Origin of the sequence: Bacillus cereus group sp. BfR-BA-01523, from assembly GCF_022662615.1 — a bacterium.
Classification (GTDB): Bacteria; Bacillota; Bacilli; order Bacillales; family Bacillaceae_G; genus Bacillus_A; species Bacillus_A mycoides.
In genome coordinates this window covers 208,319-230,859 of sequence record NZ_JAKUDX010000002.1, presented here as the reverse complement: position 1 = coordinate 230,859, position 22,541 = coordinate 208,319, and the positions used below count along the sequence as shown (strand labels likewise).

The window sequence follows — 22,541 nt, the reverse complement described above, 5'->3', positions numbered from 1 at the left end:
TTTTTTCATTATGTTCATACGGGACAAATCACACTACATAGACTAACAATGTATGCCTAAAACGTAAGGGGGATAAACATGAATAACCTTCCAGTTCATGCAAAACTTAAAGCAAATAAGGATACTTTCTTCCTCCCCGATTCAAACGGGGGTGTTTACTTTCGAAATAACTCCAGTTCATTCCGTATGGATGGTGATGGAATTTATGACTGGATTGAGAAATTAATGCCTATGTTTAACGGTAATCATTCTTTGACAGAGATAACCGATGGTCTCCCTCTCCCCTATCAAAATCGTGTATTTGAAATTGGAGAGATTTTATATGAAAATGGTTTCATTCGTGATGTAAGCCAAGATGCTCCCCACGAATTAACCAGTGCATTACTCGACAGATATGCTTCGCAAATTGAGTTTTTAGAAGCTGATTCCCATTCAGGCGCTTTAAAATTCGAAACGTACCGTGCAGCAAATGTGCTTATAATTGGTTCTGGCGATATGCTTACTTCCCTAGTTTCTTCTTTATTAGAATCTGGTTTACCTACATTCCATTATCTTGTTACAGATCGTGCTGAAACAAACTACGATCGAATTCATGAACTAAGCGAACGTGCATATGCAAATGATGACAATGTACTTATTCAAGAAATAGATATTACAATTGATCGCCCTTTACATGAAGTATTCGAGCCTTTCGACTGGATTTTATACGTTTCCCAAAATGGAGATATTGAAAGTTTAAGAGCAATCCATACTATTTGTAGAGAGTTTAAGAAAAATTTCATACCAGCTATTTGCTTATCAAGAATTGGTTTAGCTGGACCCGTCGTAACCAGAGACCGTGAAGAATGCTGGGAATCAGCTTGGCATCGTCTACACGAAACTACTTTACAAAGTGAAAATCCACCTGAACCTTTCTCACCAATTGCATCTGCAATGTTAGCAAATGTTATCGTTTTTGAGTTATTTAAACATGTCGCTGAAGATTCACATAGGCAGCATAATCCTCAATTCTTTTTATTAAACTTGGAAACACTTGAAGGAAAGTGGCACCCTTTCATAAAACATCTTCTCGCAACCGATGAAATCTTTACAATTGATACGGTGCAAAATCTTCAAGAAAACCTTGCCCAACGTTCCGGACAATATACTTCAACTGAACTTTTTCGTTTTTTTGATACGTTAACTTCTAAAGAAGCTGGCATATTCCACATGTGGGATGAACAAGATTTACACCAATTGCCTTTATCACAGTGCAATATTCAAGTTGCAAATCCATTATCAGACGGACCTACCTCTCCCCTTCCTACTATAACTTGCGGTGGATTAACTCATAATGAAGCACGCCGCGAAGCTGGTTTAACAGGAGTTGAAACATATGTAGCTGAAATGATTCATCGTCTTATCCCCGAACATACTGATATCGGTATTGGTGCTGGGGAAACGATGACAGAAGGTGTATACCGAGCACTCCAAAAACATTTAAATAATAAGTTATATGAACGCCAATCACATATGCTAGAAGAGATTACAGAGCTTGATTTAACCGAAATTCATGATAAACATTGTAGGTTTTACTACGATGCTCTCTCTACAATTCATGAAATACCTAAAGTAGGAATGAGTGAGGAGTTACTTGGTTTTCCTGTCGTTTGGATCGGTATTAATGATAGATGGTATGGTGCGGCAAATATTAATATAACACTCGCTTTAAGAAATGCTCTGCAACAGGCACTCCTTCATATTCAAAATGAAGAGATTCCTTATAAAGCTAATATGTTACCGGAATCATCCATTGTTTTATATAGTACGGATTCTGTTAGAGTAGCAATACAAGAAGAGGAAGAAATTCCAGGCGTACAGTCTTTACAAGTTGCTTTGCAAAATTTAGCGGAAAACAACTTGTATCCATTCGTTTTTGATTTAGCTATTGAGTCATTTTTAAGAGACAGCTTAGACGGTGTATATGGAGTATTAATTGCAAAGGAGGATGACCAATGACTCAAAACATACTACTTATAGGAGATGGCCTACTCACAGACTATGTACATGAGCAATTGTGCAAGCAATATTCACTCATCCGCCAGCATACAATTACAGAAGCTCTCCCTGAAAACATTCATCTTGCTCTCGTTTTACATGACGGGTCTCCTTCTTCCGTACATCATGATGCTGAGCTTATCTTTCGCTCAAATAATATTCCGTGGCTTCGCTCGTTTACTTCGTTTGGTGAAGGTATTATCGGTCCTTACGTGAAGCCTCTTACAACTGGATGTTCCCACTGCGCTGATGGACGCCGGTTTATAGCTGGCTTTGATCAAAGAGAAATGTGGGAACTACAACGAAAATATGCATTAAAAGCAGAGAACGTGACGAGGCGTGATGTACGCGCCACCCAAAATGGAATGTTACAAATGTGCCAGCTCATTCATGCTGAAACAGAGAAAATATTAGCTCATGGATATTCTTCTTTAGAAAACGAACTCATTTTACTGGACTTACAAACGTTACAATGTACCCGGAATTCGTTTCTCCCAGACCCTCTCTGTCCGGTATGCAGCAATTTGCCTGACGATACAGCAGATGCAGCGCAAATTTCTTTACAACCAAGTTTGAAAACGAGTACTGAAACGTATCGCTGTCGTTCCATTCATGAGCTAAACACATTTTTAACGAGAGACTATTTAGATTACCGGACTGGTATTTTAAACGGCCAAATGCAACATTCTTTATTACCGTTTGCTGATGTCATTATAAACATGCCGTTACTGTTTGGAAATGAAGGTGTCGCGGGCCGGACTCATTCATTTTCACTTAGTGAAGCAACCGCTATTTTAGAAGGGTTAGAACGCTATTGCGGTATGTCACCTCGTGGGAAAAAAACAAATGTACATGGCAGTTTTCGTGAGCTAGAAGATGTTGCACTGAATCCCCTCACACTTGGTGTACATACAAATGAACATTACAATCGTGATAGTTTTCCATTTAAGCCGTTTGATCCTGATTATGAGCAAAACTGGGTATGGGGATATTCTTTATTACAAAGCAGGCCCCTTCTAGTTCCAGAATCAATCGCTTATTATAGCCTTGGTCATAGAGATGCTTTCGTGTATGAAACATCAAATGGATGTGCCATTGGTGGTAGTTTAGAAGAAGCAATTTTTCACGGCATTTTAGAAATTGTAGAGCGTGACGCCTTTTTGCTCACTTGGTATGCCGAATTACCTCTTCCCCGTCTCGATCTTAGTTCAGCCAATGATACTGAATTGCAATTAATGATGGAACGCTTACGCACAATTACTGGATATGAATTATACGTTTTCAACGCGACGATGGAACATGGTATTCCGAGCATATGGGTCATTGCGAAAAATACAAGGCAAGATGGTATGAATCTCGTCTGTGCTGGCGGCGCACATATGGAACCAATTCGAGCTGTAAAAAATGCAATTCATGAAATAGCGGGCATGTTACTTATAACAGATGAAGAGCTTGAACAAAAAAGAGAGAAATATGAAAACTGTTTACAAGATCCATATCTTGTTTCGCAAATGGAAGACCATAGTATGCTGTATGGATTGAAAGAAGCGGAAGAACGTCTTCACTTCCTTTTACGTGATGATGCCCCGGTGCAAACGTTCCAAGAAATGAATGCATTACAATCATTTGATATGGATTTAACATCTGATCTTCATCAACTTTTAAACAGGTTACATCAATCTGGACTTGAAGTAATTGTTGTAGATCAAACGGTCCCCCTTATAGAAAAGAACGGCTTACATTGTGTAAAAGTAATTATTCCAGGCATGTTACCGATGACGTTCGGTCACCATCTCACTCGGGTTACAGGACTGGATAGAGTGTATACCGTACCGATGACACTTGGATATTGGGCTGAGCCTTTAACGAATGAAAGTTTAAATCCACATCCGCATCCGTTTCCATAATTCATAGTGAGGGGGAAATTTGATGCAACCTGATACTTTTTTACATCATCTCCATTTTTCTATTAATGAAATTATGTCGTCCGATAAAGAGATTGACTGGGAAGACGCACCACTTCCTTATAAATTATATCGAAATTTACCAGTAATCCCTCTCTCTTTAGAAATCCCATTAACTTTGCGGAATTCTTCTACTGAACCTACCTTAGAGGAAATCGGTCATTATCTTTGGTACTCATTTGGTTTAACACAATTATGTCAGCCTACTACTAACCTAGAAAATAATAAAACAACGACTCTATTTCGAAGATTCATCCCTTCTGGGGGTGCTTTATATCCAAATGAATTATATATGTATTTAAAAATTGATCATTATCCAGACGGCATTTACCATTACGACGCCGCGCACCACCGTCTTATCTTACTTCGTGAAGGAAATTTCGATTCTTATCTTACAGAAGCACTCGGCAATCGTTGTAACATACATTCTTGTTTTGGTGCTGCATTTGTATCCACTATGTTTTGGAAAAACTTCTTTAAATACAATAACTTTTCGTATCGTCTTCAAGGATTAGATAGCGGTGTTCTCATCGGTCAATTACTTGAATGCGCAAAACAATTTGGTTATACAAATGGTGTATATTTTCAGTTTCTAGATCGGGCAATGAATCATTTACTTGGACTGTCAGAAGGTGAAGAAAGTGTGTATGCTGTTATTCCTTTAAGTACAGAACCGAATACAGATTGGTTTCATGATGATCATCGTAAAAATAAAACCGTTACTTCTCATGACTTGTTGCAACAAATCCCGCCGTTAACACATGAGCATTTCGTTCGTTCAAAACATGTAGATGACTATCCGATGATAAAAAAAATAAACGCGTCATCTATGATTGAATCAACAGAACACTTCCAAACATTTACCTGTGAAGAACGACAACAATATAGTGCACACGCTATGCAGCTACCTAAATTGGAACGTTTATCATATAATTTTTTACAACTTTGTAAAAAACGATATTCACCTGATTCTGACTTCATTTTAACGAAATGGGATGCAGCCGAGCTCGCTACTTTACTACAAGAAGCGAGCCTCTCCTTCCCTTATTACAACGACCTTGATGGCAAATATTTAAATGAAAACGCACGAGTCTCACTATATGGATGTTTTTATAACGTAAAAGACATAGAAAACGGCGCTTACGCTTATAACAGTAGGACACATTCCATACAGCCACTTCGGTACGGAGACCTTCGTTATTCTCTGCAATCTAGTATGACGATGGATAACGTAAACCTTTTTCAAGTACCACTTTGTCTACATGTAATCGGAAATAAAGATTACTATAAAAATAAATTAGGTTATAGAGGATATCGCATTCATCAAATGGAAGCTGGCATGCTCGTTCATAAACTCGTTTTAGCTGCGACCGCTATGGGGATGGGCGGGCATCCGTTACTAAGTTTTGATACAAATTCATGCGATCAATTGTACGGGATTGATGCCGGAAATGAAACTTCACTCATTCAAATTCCGGTTGGGGCGTATCGAGCGCGAAATTGGCTAAAAGGGTCCTTGCATAATTAGAAGCACGCCAATTAATGGCGTGCTTTTTTTAAAGGAGTTAAATTATTAAAAGCGAAATAAATACATATTCTTATATAAAAGGAGAGTTTGAATTGAGTATTTTACAAAGATTAATCGAGCAAGCGAAAAATCCTCGCGGGACAATTGGTTCCTCTATGCTTTGCATTATGAATGCTGCGCATACGAGACTAACAAATTGGGCTTTACAAAAAATACATATACGTGAAAATGCAGTTATTTTAGATATTGGTTGTGGAGGTGGTAAAACCATACAGACTCTTTCAAAACGAACTCCGCTTGGGAAAATATACGGGATCGACTACTCCAATCAAGCTGTTGAAAACTCAAAGAAAGCAAATATGAAGGATGTCAAAGCAGCGAAAGTAATTATTCATCAAGCAAGCGTCTCCTCTATTCCATATCATCCGGACTTCTTTGATCTCATTACCGCTTTTCAAACCCACTACTTTTGGCCCGATTTTGAACACGATATGAAAGAAGTATTTCGCGTCTTAAAACCGAATGGATCCTTTTTACTAGTTGCTGAAACTTTCAAAATCCAATATCATATGGATAAATTTAAGACGACCGAAGAATTAGTAAACCTTTTTTATAAGACGGGATTTACAAACGTGAAATGTTACGAAGAAAGAGGATGCCTTTGTTTAATAGGAAATAAGTAAAAAAGCAGACCTTTCAAGGTCTGCCTTTTTTACTAGATTACTTTAAAAATACTCTTAATTTGTCTTGCAAATAACCAGTTTTTCGTACCGTAGTTATCATTTAGACTATCTAAATTAATAGCTTTCCCGTTAGAAAACTTTAGTTCTAACGTTGTATTTTTGTCATTTGTTTTTAAGTTGCTATTTGTAATGTCATCATACTTTAATTTTTCAATCTCAATATACTCTTCCTTCTCTTCTCCGATAACGACGTGATCTTGGAAGAAGAAGAATACTTCTACTTTCTTACCGAAACAAAATACGTTTTTCGTATAAATTAATGTCGCGTTATCAAGTCCGACACATACTTCTTTCATCTCTTCAACAACGTTTCCTAAGTCTTCTTCGTTTCTTGCATTTGATTCAGCAATCCATTCTTCGATTATATTCATGTTAATTGCCATACTGTGCCCCCTGGTTCGTTCATTGCTTTATTAAAAAATAAATACTATATGACAATATAAGCGATACGTACTATGTTTTCAAGGGTGAACGGTATATTCAAAATAAAGTGAAACTTTAATTAGTGGAGGTTTTCTTCATCCCCCACTGATTATCAGCCCTCACTAATCGGGCTCTTACTGCCCGCAAATAGCGGGATAAAGTTAAATTTCAAAGTAATCTACTAGGGGCACCGATTTTATTATATTTTAAACGTTTGAACGAGACATTCTTCATCATCGATTAACTGTGTTTTCTCATCAAATTCGATGTTTAGCTCCCTATATACTTTCTTCCAAAAAGAAACTGCTGGTATATTTTTCACAAGTTCGATAACGAAATATTGTCCTCTTTTCTCTTTTAATACATTCTCAATAACTTGTTTACCGATTCCTTTTCCTTTGTACTGATTCAATATGAAAATGTCATTTATACCAAAGTCGTTTTCCTTCTTCAAAAACGGGCGTTCCAATAGTAATAAAAATCCTACGATATCAGTATCGCTTTTAATAAAATACGGAGTGATTCCATCATTTACCCAAAACATATGCAAATCTTCGTATTCAAAAAATCCATTTGCCCCAATCTTTATATTAGGAGTGAATGTAGAGAGGTCATGAAGATATAGTGCGTACAAATTACGTAATATTTCTTTTTCTGATTCTTGAACTGTTTGAAGTGTTACAAACATTTTTAATAATCCCCTTCCCTATATGTAACTGTTTCTCCCTCTTTATTATTCGCTAAAAAAGTTTACCTACCTTTGCAAAAAAAATAGCACTTAAAAAGTGCTATTCCGCTCTCCTTGCTGCTTGTTGAATTGGATCCCAAACGCTGTTATATGGTGGTGCGTAACTTAAGTCGACATCTTCTAAATCGTGAATACTCATTTTATTGAAAAGTGCCATCGCGATAACATCAATACGTTTATCTACGCCCTCTTCTCCAATTACTTGACCGCCTAATAATTGTTTCGTATCGGCGTGATATAGTAATTTCAAGTGAAGTGGCGAAGCACTCGGGTAATAGCCTGCCATATTTGTTGAATCTACTTTGACCGTCTTATACGGGATGTTTAGCCCTTTCGCTTCTTTTTCATTTAAGCCTGTTCTTGCGAGCGTCAGATTCATAAATTTAATAATGCCCGTACCTAACGTACCTTTAAATGCTCTTCGTTTATCAACCATATTGAGTCCGGCAAGTCGCCCTTGTTTATTCGCAGTCGTTCCGAGCGGGATATGATCATGAGTTTCCTTTATAACATGGTAATGCGTCGCACAATCACCAGCAGCGTATACGTCTTGTACATTCGTTTGCATATAAGCATTTACTTCAATTGCACCTTTATGAGTTTTACGTATATTTGTCCCTTCAAGAAAATCAGTATTTGGCTGTACACCGACAGATACTAAAACGAGATCTGTTTTATACGTACCTTTATCTGTTTCAATTTGTTCCACTTTTTCTTGTCCTTTAAATGCTTTTACATTTTCATTCGTTAAAATTTCAATATTGTGTTTATCTGCTTCTTTATGTATATATTCAGCCATATCTGCATCATAAATCGTACCGATATGATCATTTCGCTCAATCATTCTTACTTTCTTACCAAGTTCGACGAATGTTTCTGCCATCTCTAGTCCAATTGCACCGCCGCCAATAATAGTTACATCCTCAACTTTATTCGTTTCTAGCGTTTTTAATATGCGCTCAGCATCCGGAATTGTTTTTAAAAGATGAACGCCTTGCAAATCTCGCCCTTCCCATTCTGGCATAACAGGACGCACTCCAGTCGCAATTAATAAACGGTCATACGGAAATTCAAAAACATCTTTCGTCTCCGTATGCTCTGCGTACACCATTTTCTTTTCCGTATCTACTTTCGTTACTTCATGACGTACTTTCGCATCAATTCCATATTTATCACGAAACGTCTTTACATCGCGTGCAATTAACTTTTCAGTAGAAGCAATAACACCACTAATCACATACGGTAATCCGCACTGAGCGTATGAATAGATTTCACCTTTTTCTAACGTTACAACATTTGCAGTTTCATCGTTTCTAACAATTTGCATTGCTGCACTCATACCTGCTGCATCTCCGCCAATAATGACATAGTTCACTTTACCACTCCTTCTTTTTTACATACTCTTTACGATTTCCATATTTTATAGAAATAACACCTACTTCCATTGTAAAGAAAGAGAGTTCTATCTACAAATTTGGTGCACAAACCTATGCATGAATAGGTATCCGTCGTGTCTTATAAACAAGATGTTTAATATGCTATAACAGTAACTATTGAAAGTAGGTGAAACATACATGTGCGCCGGCCTTCTCGTCCAGCTTCCAGAGGAACCGATAGAACCGAGACCAGCCCTCCCGCTTGAACAAGAGTTTACCGTTAGTGTAACTTTATACAGTGCACGTGCTTGGTTATCTGATAATGACACTTTCTCACAAACTATTTGGAAATCGATTCGCTTTGCTTCTGCCTCACACGCTCGCAAATCCATCTTCCCAGTTGGTACTGTTAAAATTGTGAACTTTTCTGAGGATACAATAACGGTTACTATATCATCAGAATCAGATGATGCACTCAAAATAGTCGTTCCCCCTCGTTCTGAAGCTGCTTTAACGTCTAGTTCTTTATCTGATGTGCAAGCAAGTACATCAGGAGGAGCAAGTAAAGTCACATTCCTCTTTCACATCTTTTTCTCAAGGGATCCTGGTCCAGCTAAACAACCATAGAAAAGGTACAGTAATATACACTGTACCTTTTTCATGCACTCTATTCTCTTGATTTAATCAGTTCAACATTATAAGATTCCACACTCGTTAACGTTCCTGTAAAATACGGATTTTCTCTGTACCAAGACTGTTTTAAAAAATACGCTTGCATATCTTTCGTTTGAAACATATGTCCATGCCTTGCGTATATTTCATTTCTAGCAATTTTCAACTGTTCTTTCGATAAATATGTTAAGTCCGCACTCGTTAATTTTCGAATATCACTATCAGGGAAGATGAAACCCTTATATACATACCCAGTCGTAGGCGGAGTAACATTGTAAACAACTGTTTTTTCTACACTTTTCTTTTGAAATGGAAGATTATAAGCCGACAGTGCCGTTACCGTTTCTACCTTTGTCGTTTCCCTTCCGTTTTCTCCATTTCGTTCTAAATAAATCGCCGCACTTCCATCGGTTGCTACCGGCCCCCACGTAATTTCTTCTCCGGCCAACGCTGTAACTGGCTTTTGATTCACATATAATGTTGCACCAGGCGCATTCGTTTGAACTGTAATATATTGCCCTTGTAACGTTAAATCTATCGTCACATTATTTTGACTTTGTTTCATAAGTACAACCTTTTCTTCACGTAATAGTTTTACATAGTCATTTTTATATTCGGATTGAAATACTTGAGTTCCTGGAAGAAACGGTCCATATTGCTTCTCAAACTTTTTGTCATTTGTCTTATCAATTTCTTTTCCGTTCATTTTTAAAAATGTCCCTTTTTCATTTGTAAGCAGCGTCGTATAATACGTCTTCGCTTTCACTTTATACCGATCAAATAAAAAGAAATGTTTCCCATCTTTCGTTAAAGAAAAATCTGCTCTTTCTATTCCATCCCCTTGTTTTTCACCTTGCCTCAAATATTCTTTCAATTCATTCACGTAAGATGGATTTTCTTTTATATATGAAAATAGAGGCGTTAAACTCTCTCTTGTTACAATAACGGCTGGATCATCTGTCGTGGTGATCTCAGCTAATTTCTCCCCGTCCCTCTCTTGTAAAACAGTAATAATTCTCTCTACTTGCGATGATTGTGAGTAATATGAAGATCCATACGCATATAATCCGCCCAATACTATAATAAAAAATGTTAAAAGTGTAATTCCAATTATTGTCCCTTTGCTCATTTTCTGCTTCTTTACTACAGGATCCCGCCTCTTCGTCCCGCAGTTTTGACAAAATTGCACACTGTCTTCAAAATGAGTCCCGCACTTTGTGCATACATTCATCCGTTCAACCACCTTTTCGTTAGAAGCCTGTTAATCCCCCGATAAAGGTTTGGATTATCGTTTTAATGTAAGACCAAAACACGATAAACGTTGCAATTCCAATTAAAACATTTGCGATAATAAGTGTATAAACAGGATCTACTCCACCGTTGTCTTGTTTTAATATAGCTACAATTATACTAATTCCCATATACGTTGTAGCCAGCCCTAATAAAATTGGTAAAAAAAAGATCAATAGGAAACTAAATAGAAAAGAAAGAACTAGTATAGCAATAGCTGGCGTCGCTATCGTCCCCCATATACCGAATGCTTCAAGAAAAGAAAAAGATGATTTCATCATCTTACCACTTACAAAAATAATAAATCCGACAAATAAAGTTAAAATTAATAAAAAGAAAAAGACCATTACAGATTCTCCAAAGAAAGTAGGAGTAGCTATATCTGGCACTAATGTCCTCGTAACAGTCGCCGCTGCGCTCATCATTCTATAAAAAATACATGCTCCTAAAAAACAAATAAGTACAAGGGTTGCAATTCCATTTCGCACTTCAATATTTCCACTTTTCATAATGGCCGATGGTGATTTAAAAGCATTTTTAAAGAACTGAAAATAGCCACTTGCAAATTGTTTCGCTTGTTCTACCGTTTCATTCGGACGACTTTCCTTTACTCGTGCCGGGCGCGATAGCTGCCCTTCTTCCTGCCCACCACTCGCTACCACTTCTTCCGTTAACGAATGTCCACAATTCCCGCAAAACCTTGCTTCCGCTGCATTTTCAGTATGACATGCCGGACATTTCATTCTCTCATCCCTCCTTAAGCATATACCTTATAGGGTGTTACAAATTCAATATATGACTTTGTACATAAAACATGACTACAAGAAAAAGAATATGAAATCCTTCTTTTAAACGAAACTATGTGTGCTAGTATTATAGAAAAATAATGGTATTATGAAACAGAGCAAATAAAGTGAAACTTTAAACAGATTGGATGAAGACAGTGGAATTTGTAAACTCGATTTTTCAAACACTCCTTACAAGCGTGATCCAATTATTTTCTTTAATTGGTGTCATCATTGTAATTGGATTTATATTAGGTTATTTAGAATCTCTCACACGAACGTATTGGTCGAGAGCTTTTGGTAGGAAGGGATTTCTTTTAACTGCGTGGATTGGTGTTCCCGTTCATGAGCTTGGACATGCAATTATGTGTCTATTATTCCGCCATAAAATTGTAGCAACTCAGTTCTTCCCGACAGATACAAGTCAAGGAGCTTTAGGTTACGTCCAACATCAATACAATCAAAAAAGCGTATATCAACGGATCGGTAATTTCTTTATCGGCATCGGTCCTATTATTTCTGGTATTACTGCCTTAATACTTTTAATGCGCTATTTCGTACCAGAGTCATATTATTTATTTAATACGAATCTGGAAAAAACTGTTACATCGACTTCTATTAACTTAGACATGATCCAAAACATGCTACTATCGACGTTTGTATTATTGAAAAGCTTATTTACATTTAACAATTTATTGAATCCTTCATTTTGGTTATTTTTATTTATCGCCATTTGTATTTCTGCACATATCGCTTTAAGTAAACCAGACATTAAAGGATCAATAGACGGTGTTATCGTCATGTTTATCATGTTATTTTTATTCAATATAATTGCAGGACTTTTTCAGTACGATAGTAACCAACTAATCGGTAAAATGATGAAGTATAATATGTATCTCATTGCGTTTTCTAGTGTGGCGCTTCTTTTCTCTTGTATTTCTACACTTGTGAGTTTTGTGTTTTATAAAATAAGAGGAGGGCGTTCATTGTGAACGCCCTCTTCCCATCAATTATTTCTCTTATAATCACAATGCTCAACCGGAACACGAGCATGCCCTTCTTCATCCGTACACCATGATTGCGACTGAAAAGCAAGGAAAATACCTACCCACTCTTCTTTCTTTTCAAAATGAATGAGCAAACCACCATCTTGCCATATACCATTATCCCCTTGCCATTTCTCTACATTCCCTTGATTCATGTGAATATCGTGTATACCGTTTCCAGGTGTAAAGTGGAAATACGAATCCGGAACCTTTTCTTCTGGTCCCCACCTTTCACCAAACGCATAAATAATCGCCTTTTCTTCTATTGCTCGCTTTATATAACGCTCTATCTTTTCATTTAAATCATTATCAACTCCTGCTTTTTCAGCAGGTAAAGGAATCATTTGCTTTGAATCAAATAAATTACCTCTTACATAATCTAAAGCTACTTTCGGTTCATTATTTTTTATTTCTGTAAAACCGAACGGTAATGTCGGTAAAATATGAATCGCCTCTGATCGAATATCGTCGCTCGCAAAATATAAAACTTCTGATGGATAACTTTGCGATTTCACGTTAATTGCAATGCGATAATCTACTCCTGCTTCACCTTGTAAATGAACTTGATAATGAGGTGTTTTGCCTTTTCCAATCTTAGATTGTATAACTGTACCTTTTAATACACCGTAGTTTTTTAAGGGCATACCTTTCATCTCCTATTCATTTAGTAGAAGCTTTTCATTTTTAAAACATTATCCAGTCATAAAGAAAATCCTCCTATGTTAGGAGGATTTTTAATTTCTCAATATATACCAAAAGAAAACTTCCACTACTACAAGTAACACCGCACCAAAAATCATTAACGTCGTCTTCTTTAATAGTTCATTTTCACGATACGGGATATTGCATAAATACGCGCCTAGTGTAATCCGTGATGGACAAGCGATTGTCGCTACTGATGATGCGGTGTTTTGGAGCGTCGTGACGTATTGCCACGGGAGTGCTACGTTTTGCGCTGTTTGCATTTGTAGCTTTATAAACATCGCATTTGATCCTGCGTTACTACCTGTTAAAAAACCGCCGATACCGCCGATGAATGGTGCAACGAAAACGAAAAACGTACCAAATGTTTCACCAGCTGTTTTTGCGAGTAATGAATGCATACCAGATGCGCCCATTAGTTCTGAAATGGCGATGAACATCGTCGTTGTAATTGTGAATGGAATCCATTGTCTTATCGTTTGCGAGAGTGATTGTTTCATAATATTAGATGGAATGCGGAAGAAAATAATTGTAAATAAACAAGTCATGGCGAGCCAAAACCCTGGCGAATATAGTAACTCTAGTTTGTAAGAGTATGATTTTAAATCGAGAACTGCATATGACCTAAGAAAATCATGTAATGCTGGAACGAGGCGAGAAAGTAAAATACAAACTGTTAAGAATATATAAGGGCTAATAATTTTTATAATAGATACTTCTCTCTCTACAGCCGCAGCCTGTTCTGTTATAAAGTTTTGCTCACTTTTCCCTTTTAATTTAATGATAAGAAAGCCAAATGTAATTGTAACGATAGAACTTAATATACCTGCTAGTTCAACACTTACGTATGCGTTAGAAAGATAGATTCCGAGAGAAAATAATAGAAAGAATCCTACTCCTTCCTTCCACTTTTCTATAACTGCCTGCCAGCCACCGACAACGTATAAAGAAAGGATGATAAAGTATGCGAAAATCGGGATGCTTAATAATGCTGTATTTGTACCAAGAGTTGTGAGCGGCATGTTAATAAGCTGAGAACCGATAATCGTACCCGTTGCCATCGCGCCCCATGAACTTGCAAGTAAACCGATAAACGATAGTAGCACAGCTTGAAACGGTTTATAACCGAGCGAAAGAAAAATAGGCGCTGCGACCATAAAACCAATTCCGAATCCACTCACTGATTCAATAAGTGGACAAATACCAAAACACATAAGAAGCATTTGCAATAATCGATCGCGCGTGACTTGTTCTAGAAATCGTGCTACTTGATCGATGTATCCCATTTTGTTCATGAGGTGAAATAAAAAAATACCGAAAAATAAAACGTATCCGACAATAAAACAAATTAACCACCCTTTAATTGTTGCGTGTACAGTTTCACTTACCCCTAATTGAAATGTTGGCGAGAGTAAAACGATTCCGATAGAAACGGCATAAGAGATTATTGAGGCTCTTAATGACGTTTGTTTAAACAAAAACAAACAAATAAAAATCATCATAATCGGGATAAGTGCCAACAATATGGCCATGCTATCATCTCTTTTCGTAAAAATTGCAATTTTTAACTATTATATAACAGATGTTATTATTTTCAATTATTTTCAATTATTTTCAATTATTTTTATAACAGATTTAAAAAAGGAGCCGCTTGGCTCCTTTTTTGAATAACTAATATTTTATCTTTTATCCTGAAAAACCGTCTGCTGTCCAATCATTTTTTCTAGTACAGCAAACACAATATAAGCACATATTACTTGCAATACAATATTCCCAAGTTTTATTAATTCAAATGAATGGATCCATTGGAATAATTCACTTAATAATACAATCGAAACGATACTAAATAGTTCTATACTAACCGAAAATATACATACTTCTAAAATAGATTGCTCTTGTATTCGATTTAATTGGGAAAAGATGAATACATATCCTAAAAACAGAGCCATCAACTCTATTTTCGTCATGCTAATGAGCCAAGCGTATAATGGTACAGTTAAAAGAAGATATAATAGTTTACGTCTTAGCATGCCTTCTCACCCTCTAAGTTATAAGTATTTTCTGTATATTTTAACATTTATTACACAAAAGAAACAGAAGAGACTTAAGCCTCTTCTGTTTCTTTTACTGCATGTATTAACTCACAAATTTCTTCTCGCTTTTCATTTTCTAACAGCTCAATGACTTTACTTCCAACGACTACTCCATCACATATTGTAATCATTTCTTCAATTTGCTCTCGTGTTGAAATACCGAATCCTGCGACTACTGGTAAGTGGACGTGTGATTTTACTTTTTCTAAGTAACTATGAATCTCACCTTTAAAGTTTTGACGTACTCCTGTTACGCCCGCTACTGTAACGGCGTAGACGAATCCTTGTGATTCACTCGTAATTTTCTTGATTCGCTCAATTGGGCTCGTTACAGTTACTAGTGGAATTAAAGCAATATTCGCATCGCGGAGAAGCGGCGCAATAATTTCTTGTTCTTCATACGGTAAGTCTGGAACGATAATACCGTCCACCCCTGCTTCAAGACAGCTCTCGATGAATCGTTCTTTTCCAAATGCGAGTACTGGATTTAAATATGTCATAAGCACAAATGGAATTTGCACTTCTTGCCTTACTTCTGCTAATGCTCGAAAAATACCTTTTAATGTTACGCCGCTATCTAGCGCTCGCTTTCCTGCTCTTTGAATGGTTGGGCCGTCCGCGACTGGATCTGAAAATGGAATGCCAATTTCAACGATACTTGCTCCTGCTTCATCAAGAAAACGAATTCTTTCTTTTAACTTTTCAAGTCCACCATCTCCGCCCATTACATACGGAATAAATGCTTTCTTGCCATTTTCAAACGCTGCTATAATTTTTTCTACTCCCATTTTTTACACCTCTTCCATATAACGTTTTATACTCTCTACATCTTTATCACCGCGGCCGGATAAACAAATGACAAGTCCTTCGTCTTCCTTCATTTGCGGCGCTAGTTTTAAAGCGTATGCAACAGCATGTGAACTTTCTAATGCCGGGATAATCCCTTCTTTTTTCGTTAATAATTGAAATGCTTCTAACGCTTCTTCATCTGTAATGGAATGATAAGAAACGCGGCCAATATCTTTTAGCAAGCTATGTTCTGGCCCAACACCTGGGTAATCCAGCCCTGCCGAAATAGAATGCGCTTCTTGAATTTGTCCTTCTTCATTTTGCAGAAGGTACATCATCGATCCGTGTAAAACACCGACGCTTCCTTTCGTTAAAGTAGCTGCGTGCTTTTCTGTATGAACGCCTTTTCCAGCTGCTTCTACACCGAAAAGGGCAACTTCTTCATCGTGTACGAACGGATAAAACATTCCCATTGCGTTACTACCACCGCCAATACAAGCAACGACTGCTTCTGGTAATTTTCCTTCTAACGCTTCGTATTGCTTTTTCGTTTCTTTCCCAATTACACTTTGGAAATCACGAACAATTTGCGGGAATGGATGTGGCCCGAGAACTGATCCCATAATGTAGTGCGTATCGTGTACATGTGAAACCCAGTAACGAAGCGCCTCGTTTACCGCATCTTTCAACGTGCCGCTACCTGCCGCAACGCTTTCTACTTTCGCTCCGAGTAATTCCATTCGAAACACGTTTAATTTTTGTCGTCTCACATCTTCTTCTCCCATGAAGATGACGCATTCTAAACCGAAAAGTGCACATACAGTAGCTGTTGCAACTCCGTGTTGTCCTGCTCCTGTTTCAGCGACAACTTTCTTCTTACCCATTCTTACCGCAAGAAGTGCCTGACCGATTGTATTGTTAATTTTATGAGCTCCCGTATGGTTCAAATCTTCACGTTTCAAATAGATTTTTGCTCCGCCGCAATACTTCGTCATATTTTCAGCGAAATAAAGCGGTGTTTCTCTTCCAACATACGTTTGTAAATAATGATTTAATTCCTTTTGAAACGCTTCATCTTGCATCGCTTCTTTATATGCTTCTTCTAATTCTAATACGGATTGCATTAACGTTTCTGGAACGTATCGTCCTCCGTATATACCGTAATGACCTTTTTCATCTGGATATGCGTAGTTCATTTTGAACACTCCTTCGCTTTTTTAATAAATTGTTTTATTTTCTTTAGATCTTTCTTTCCTTCTGTCTCTACTCCGCTGCTCACATCGATCATATATGGCTGAACGGTTCGAATTGCTTCTTCTATATTAAGGATGTTTAATCCGCCAGCTAATATCGTTTTCTCTCGCAACTCGTTTGGCATATGTGCGAGTAACTCCCATGAGAATGTCTTTCCGTTTCCTCCGTGGAACTTTTCTTTCGGGCTATCAAATAACAGATAATCTGTATCGTATTTTTTCGCATATTCAATATCTTTCTCTAAAGCTACTCCTACCGCTTTTATAGACGGAATATTCAATCTCCTAATTTGATGATTGTCTTCATCCCCATGTAGTTGCACATGCGTTAACCCGCACTCCTCTGCAATTTTCTGGATCACTTCTACTGATTCATTTACGAAAACACCTACCTTGAAAACGTGGACTGGAATTTCCCCAATAATTTCTTTCGCTAGCCCTAGGGTGATTTTCCGCTTACTTTCTGCAAAAACAAATCCAATTGCATCTGCTCCGTATTCGCAAGCATGTTTTGCTGTTTCAACATCAGTGATGCCGCAAATTTTCACTTTCATATGTTCACCTTACAGTCTTCGAAAAAGTTACTTATAGAAGATGATGTCATAAGCGCTTCTCCAACTAATACACCTTTTGCACCAGCTCGTTTGACGCGAATAATATCTTCTTTTGAATGAATGCCGCTTTCACTAATCCAAAGTAGGTTTTCCTCATTCAGTCGTTTTCCTAGCTTTTCAGTTTGGCTTAAATCTACTTCAAATGTTTTTAAATTACGGTTGTTAATACCGATAACGTGCGGATTTAATCGGATTGCAATTTCTAATTCCTGTTCATCATGAACTTCAACAATCGCTTCTAATCCTTTTTCTAGCACGTAGTTATAAAGCTCGTTTAATTTCTCTTTTGACAATGCTGCAACAATTAATAAAATAAGATCTGCACCAGCTTCATACGCTCTATCAATTTGGATTTTATCGATTATAAAATCTTTACATAAAAGCGGAATGTTACTTTCTGCTCTTGCCGTTTGTAAGTCGTGAAACGACCCTTTAAAAAATTGACCGTCTGTTAAAACCGAAACTGCTCCAGCCCCGCATTCTTCATATGTTTTTACTTGTTTTGGCACATCAACGTGTAAATTAATATCGCCTTTTGATGGAGACGCTCGCTTTACCTCTGCGATTACAGTAAACTGCTCTAAAGCTTTTACAAGTGAGTGTGTTTTCCTTTTTGCTTTTACTGGTGTATATGTTTCATATAACTCCGCAACTTCTATCTTCTTTTGCTCTACAATTTTGTCTAAAATCGTCCCCACTTTAATTCACCCTTTCTAATTTTTCGTTGCTTACTGCAATTAATAAGTTTAGTTTGGCTAATGCTTTTCCAGAGTCAATGCTATGTGCCGCTAGTTTAATTCCTTCTTCAATCGTTTCTGCTCTTCCATTTGCGAAAAGGGCTAGACCTGCATTTAATAAAACAGTATCGCGATAGACACTCTTTTCTCCGCTTAATACTCCGAGCGTAATCTTTGCATTTTCTTTCGAATTCCCGCCTCTAATTTCTTCATTTTTCACTCTTGAAAAACCATATTTTTCAGGCTCAATACTCATTTCGATTATTTCATTGTCTTTTAAAATAGCGACGCAGTTTTCTCCTTGTAATGATGCTTCATCTAAAAATCCACTTCCGTTTACGACAAGCGCTTGTTTTCTGCCAAGTTTCTGCAACACTTCCGCTACCGGTAATAACATATCTCGTTTATAAATACCGACAAATTGTGTTTCTAAATTAACCGGATTCGTCAGCGGTCCAATTAAGTTAAAAATCGTCGGAACGTTTAATTCTTTTCTTATTTTCATAATGCGTCTTAATGCTGGATGCATCGCTGGTGCGAATAAGAAGGCAATCCCTACATTTTCTAATAAGTAGTCAATTTCACCTGGCGTACAACTAATGTTTACACCGAGTTCTTCTAATAAATCAGCACTTCCTGTTTTACTAGAAACAGCGCGGTTTCCATGTTTCGCAACCTTTACACCAGCTCCGGCAAGTACAAATGCCGATGTTGTACTAATATTGAATGTTTGCGCACCGTCACCACCCGTTCCGCAATTGTCCATCGCGCCTTTTATATGATTTGAAAACGGTAATGCCTTTTCGCGAAGAGCACGAACGAGACCGTATATTTCTTCTGCTGTTTCGCCTTTCGCTTTCAGCAATACTAAGAAAGCTGCAACTTCACTTTCCAATATGTTGTCACTTAATAAAAGAAGTCCCGCTTCATACATTTCTTCTTCTGTTAAATGTTGTCCCTCTACTAATTTTCGAAGATAACTGTTCATACTCTCTCCTCCTCTTTCACTTCTGCTAAAAAGGCACGTATTAACTTTCCGCCTTCTTCTGTTGCAATTGATTCTGGGTGAAACTGTAATCCGAAGAGCGGATAATAGTTGTGACGAACTGCCATGATTTCTCCGTCATCCATCGCTGTCGCAAGTATGTCAAAACACTGCGGCAAACTATTTTGCACTGCGACGAGTGAATGGTAACGCATTGCTGTTAGCGGCTGCGTTACGTACGAAAAGATTGACGTTCCGTTATGTTTCACACGCGATGTTTTTCCGTGTTTAATGCGCTCTGCTCTAACAATTTCTCCTCCAAATGCGGATATGATTGCTTGATGGCCAAGACAAATTCCTAAGATGGGAACGTTCTTATAAAAATGACGAATAACATCGATACAAATTCCAGCATCTTCTGGTTTCCCAGGTCCTGGTGAGAGCACAATTCCTTTCGGCTTCATCTCCTCTAATTGTTCAATTGTTATTTGATCATTTCTTACGACAACAATTTCTTTCTCGTACTCGCCTAATAGTTGATACAAGTTATATGTGAACGAATCATAATTATCAATAAGTACAATCATTTCATAACCTCCAAAAGCGCTCTCGCTTTATTTAATGTTTCTTCATATTCAGCAACCGGGTCTGAATCGTAGACGATACCCGCTCCTGCCTGAACGTACGCTCTCTCGTCTTTTACAACCATCGTTCGAATTGCTAGCGCCATATCAAGGTTTCCTGAGAATGAAATATATCCAACCGCTCCGGCATATACATTTCTTTTTTCATGCTCTAACGTATTAATAATTTCCATCGCCCTTATTTTCGGAGCACCTGATACTGTACCAGCTGGTAAACAATACGCTAATGCATCAAATCCACTCGTTTGTTTTCGCAATGTTCCGTAAACTTCAGATACAATGTGCATAACGTGAGAGTATTTTTCTACTTTCATATATTTATCTATCGTCACAGAGCCAATTTCACTTACTCTGCCAATATCATTTCGTCCTAGGTCCACAAGCATCATATGCTCTGCTCGCTCTTTCTCATTTCCTAACAGTTCTTTTTCGATTTCCTTATCTTCCTGCTTCGTTTTCCCTCTCGGCCTCGTACCAGCAATTGGGTTTGTCATCACTTTATCCTCTCTTACTGATAACAAACTTTCCGGCGAAGAGCCAAGTACAACATAATCTTGAAAATCGATATAGAACATATATGGTGATGGATTTGCAATTCGAAGTTTCCGGTATAATGCAAATGGATCTCCAATACATTCACTTTGCAAACGCTGGGATAATACAACTTGGAAAATATCTCCGGCCCGAATATATTCTTTCGCTGTTTCTACCATTTCACAAAATTCTTTTTCAGTTATTGAAGAAGTGAATGATAATATTGATTGTATTTCATTTACTTCCGCTTCTTCTCCCTTTAGCACTTCCTCTTTGTATACTTGCAATCTTTCGTATACTTCTTCATAAGAAGCTGAATCGTCTTCCCTGCATACATATACAAATGACAACTTTTGGCGTAAATGATCGTAAACGGTAAACTCACGATATAGTAAAAGGTGTACTTCTGGAATATTTAATGGATCGTGTAAATCTGCTCCAATGTTTTCATACTGCCGAATGACGTCATAGCCAATATATCCAACTGCTCCCCCGCAAAACGGAAATGGACTGTCTACTTGCGCTGGTGCGATTACCTCTTCTAGCATTTGTAGTACGTTACCCTGCAGCTTTTCTTTTTTCCCATACATCATTCGCTCTACTTCTATACCAACGCTTTTCACTTCTCCATAAGGATTACACCCTAAGTAAGAATAGCGCCCTTTATCTTGATGAAGCTGCGAACTTTCTAATAAAAACTTTTTCTTTCCCTTCATACGTCTATATAAAGAAATTGGCGTAATGCTATCTCCTTCTTCTTCAGCAATTACTAAAAATGTGTTTCTTTGTTCTTTTTGCTTCATAAATTCCTCTTTTGTCATCATGCCTTTCACCTCACTCTGAAAAATAAAAAAGTCCCCTACATATCGAAATATGTAGAGGACGATAAATTTACCGTGGTACCACCTCAGGTTGGACGCAAAAGCATCCCGCTTTATTCAGGTACAAAATATATACCTTATCCTTGTAACGGCGGAACCCGGGTTGCCTACTGAAAATAATTGTTCAGCATACCTCTCGTAAGCCCATTCCGTATATGGCACCGCACCGGGCTCCCACCTGTCCCCGGCTCTCTGAAACGTCTCCAATATACGTACTCTTCTTACTTAAACGATTTAACATATTTAATTTTTTGTACACAAAAAGGGAGTACTCATCCTATAGAAAGGACGGGTACTCCCGTGGTGCCACCTTAATTCGTTACGAATGTAACGCACTTTGCCGTATCAAAAAATAATACGTGTCTCTTGTATCGATGAGATCATGTCGCCAAAGCCTACTTCTTTCGTTTCGGTTTGGAAGCTCCGAAGCCCATTCCACATCAATCCCATACTGATTCGCACCAACCATCAGCTCTCTGACATGTTCATCATGTGTACTCTTCTTCATCAACGCTTGCATTTTTTTAAGTTGCACTCATTATAGACCTAACTTTTTTCACAAGTCAATACTTTTTTAAAAAAAATTATTTCTCCCTTCTTTCAATATTATATTGACAAAACAACGTGTTTTTATGTAAATATAATAAATACTCTATTAAAATTAAGGTTTTTTCGTCTGAAATTTATATATTTAAAA

At 37.4% G+C, this 22,541-nt stretch carries 21 protein-coding genes and 2 other annotated features; of the genes, 6 read left to right on the top strand and 15 right to left on the bottom strand.

Translation table 11 applies throughout. The annotated features are described in order from the left end of the window. The first annotated feature begins 78 nt into the window (after positions 1-78). The 4 genes from MR066_RS05550 to MR066_RS05535 all read left to right on the top strand — a co-directional run bounded on the left by MR066_RS05550 (position 79) and on the right by MR066_RS05535 (position 6,212). Positions 79-1,998 carry a putative thiazole-containing bacteriocin maturation protein gene (locus tag MR066_RS05550; protein WP_242246197.1) on the top strand — a complete coding sequence of 640 codons (1,920 nt, stop codon included), beginning with the start codon at positions 79-81 and terminating at the stop codon, positions 1,996-1,998. After that, on the top strand, positions 1,995-3,944 hold the full coding sequence (locus tag MR066_RS05545; protein ID WP_242246196.1) for a TOMM precursor leader peptide-binding protein: 1,950 nt from the start codon (positions 1,995-1,997) through the stop codon (positions 3,942-3,944). Before MR066_RS05550 ends, MR066_RS05545 begins: the two co-directional genes overlap by 4 nt. A 22-nt stretch (positions 3,945-3,966) precedes the next feature. Continuing rightward, complete coding sequence (locus MR066_RS05540; protein ID WP_242246195.1) at positions 3,967-5,529, top strand: SagB family peptide dehydrogenase; 1,563 nt, start codon at positions 3,967-3,969, stop codon at positions 5,527-5,529. 92 nt (positions 5,530-5,621) lie between these two features. Then, positions 5,622-6,212, top strand: a complete 591-nt coding sequence (locus MR066_RS05535) for a class I SAM-dependent methyltransferase (RefSeq protein ID WP_219301743.1) — start codon at positions 5,622-5,624, stop codon at positions 6,210-6,212. Positions 6,213-6,244: 32 nt separating this feature from the next. Here the strand turns inward: MR066_RS05535 and MR066_RS05530 are convergent, their stop codons facing one another. From MR066_RS05530 to MR066_RS05520, 3 genes are all read right to left on the bottom strand, one after another. Beyond that, entirely contained in the window at positions 6,245-6,655 is a 411-nt protein-coding gene (locus MR066_RS05530) for a DUF3908 family protein (protein ID WP_201051578.1), read from the bottom strand. A gap of 239 nt (positions 6,656-6,894) precedes the next feature. Continuing rightward, complete coding sequence (locus MR066_RS05525) at positions 6,895-7,383, bottom strand: GNAT family N-acetyltransferase (protein WP_002140882.1); 489 nt, start codon at positions 7,381-7,383, stop codon at positions 6,895-6,897. 100 nt (positions 7,384-7,483) lie between these two features. After that, positions 7,484-8,818, bottom strand: a complete 1,335-nt coding sequence (locus tag MR066_RS05520; protein ID WP_242246194.1) for a CoA-disulfide reductase — start codon at positions 8,816-8,818, stop codon at positions 7,484-7,486. A 199-nt stretch (positions 8,819-9,017) separates the two neighbouring features. Here MR066_RS05520 and MR066_RS05515 point away from each other — a divergent pair, with 199 nt between their 5' ends. Continuing rightward, a complete protein-coding gene (locus MR066_RS05515; RefSeq protein ID WP_242246193.1) occupies positions 9,018-9,446 on the top strand; it encodes a hypothetical protein in 429 nt (142 codons plus the stop codon). A gap of 40 nt (positions 9,447-9,486) precedes the next feature. Here the strand turns inward: MR066_RS05515 and MR066_RS05510 are convergent, their stop codons facing one another. Next, the gene (locus MR066_RS05510; RefSeq protein WP_242246192.1) at positions 9,487-10,722 is read right to left on the bottom strand and encodes a TcaA 3rd/4th domain-containing protein; all 1,236 of its coding nucleotides are present in this window, start codon (positions 10,720-10,722) and stop codon (positions 9,487-9,489) included. Between the two features lie 19 nt (positions 10,723-10,741). Further along, positions 10,742-11,524: a zinc ribbon domain-containing protein gene (locus MR066_RS05505; RefSeq protein WP_215587469.1), complete on the bottom strand. Its 783-nt coding sequence runs from the start codon at positions 11,522-11,524 to the stop codon at positions 10,742-10,744. 200 nt (positions 11,525-11,724) lie between these two features. Here MR066_RS05505 and MR066_RS05500 point away from each other — a divergent pair, with 200 nt between their 5' ends. Further along, the gene (locus MR066_RS05500; protein WP_242246191.1) at positions 11,725-12,558 is read left to right on the top strand and encodes a hypothetical protein; all 834 of its coding nucleotides are present in this window, start codon (positions 11,725-11,727) and stop codon (positions 12,556-12,558) included. Between the two features lie 14 nt (positions 12,559-12,572). Here the strand turns inward: MR066_RS05500 and MR066_RS05495 are convergent, their stop codons facing one another. The 10 genes from MR066_RS05495 to trpE all read right to left on the bottom strand — a co-directional run bounded on the left by MR066_RS05495 (position 12,573) and on the right by trpE (position 21,787). Then, positions 12,573-13,256, bottom strand: a complete 684-nt coding sequence (locus MR066_RS05495; RefSeq protein ID WP_242246190.1) for a DUF2278 family protein — start codon at positions 13,254-13,256, stop codon at positions 12,573-12,575. A 90-nt stretch (positions 13,257-13,346) separates the two neighbouring features. Then, positions 13,347-14,846, bottom strand: coding sequence for an L-lactate permease (locus MR066_RS05490; RefSeq protein ID WP_242246189.1), 1,500 nt, complete (start codon positions 14,844-14,846; stop codon positions 13,347-13,349). Positions 14,847-14,993: 147 nt separating this feature from the next. Further along, positions 14,994-15,344, bottom strand: coding sequence for a DUF4029 domain-containing protein (locus tag MR066_RS05485; protein WP_242246188.1), 351 nt, complete (start codon positions 15,342-15,344; stop codon positions 14,994-14,996). Positions 15,345-15,418: 74 nt separating this feature from the next. Further along, positions 15,419-16,195 (bottom strand): tryptophan synthase subunit alpha, encoded by a 777-nt coding sequence (gene trpA / locus MR066_RS05480; RefSeq protein WP_242246187.1) that lies wholly within the window; start codon positions 16,193-16,195, stop codon positions 15,419-15,421. A 3-nt stretch (positions 16,196-16,198) separates the two neighbouring features. Further along, the gene (trpB, locus tag MR066_RS05475) at positions 16,199-17,392 is read right to left on the bottom strand and encodes a tryptophan synthase subunit beta (RefSeq protein ID WP_242246186.1); all 1,194 of its coding nucleotides are present in this window, start codon (positions 17,390-17,392) and stop codon (positions 16,199-16,201) included. Continuing rightward, complete coding sequence (locus MR066_RS05470) at positions 17,389-18,003, bottom strand: phosphoribosylanthranilate isomerase (protein ID WP_215587466.1); 615 nt, start codon at positions 18,001-18,003, stop codon at positions 17,389-17,391. Before MR066_RS05470 ends, trpB begins: the two co-directional genes overlap by 4 nt. Further along, entirely contained in the window at positions 18,000-18,761 is a 762-nt protein-coding gene (trpC, locus tag MR066_RS05465) for an indole-3-glycerol phosphate synthase TrpC (protein ID WP_242246185.1), read from the bottom strand. The genes MR066_RS05470 and trpC overlap by 4 nt, the downstream gene beginning before the upstream one ends. A 1-nt stretch (position 18,762) precedes the next feature. Next, positions 18,763-19,788, bottom strand: a complete 1,026-nt coding sequence (gene trpD, locus MR066_RS05460) for an anthranilate phosphoribosyltransferase (RefSeq protein WP_242246184.1) — start codon at positions 19,786-19,788, stop codon at positions 18,763-18,765. Then, positions 19,785-20,372, bottom strand: coding sequence for an anthranilate synthase component II (locus tag MR066_RS05455; protein WP_002086924.1), 588 nt, complete (start codon positions 20,370-20,372; stop codon positions 19,785-19,787). Before MR066_RS05455 ends, trpD begins: the two co-directional genes overlap by 4 nt. After that, complete coding sequence (gene trpE / locus MR066_RS05450; RefSeq protein ID WP_242246183.1) at positions 20,369-21,787, bottom strand: anthranilate synthase component I; 1,419 nt, start codon at positions 21,785-21,787, stop codon at positions 20,369-20,371. Before trpE ends, MR066_RS05455 begins: the two co-directional genes overlap by 4 nt. Before the next feature lie 51 nt (positions 21,788-21,838). Further along, positions 21,839-22,083, bottom strand: a binding site (T-box leader). Between the two features lie 42 nt (positions 22,084-22,125). Further along, positions 22,126-22,364, bottom strand: a binding site (T-box leader). Positions 22,365-22,541: the final 177 nt, after the last annotated feature.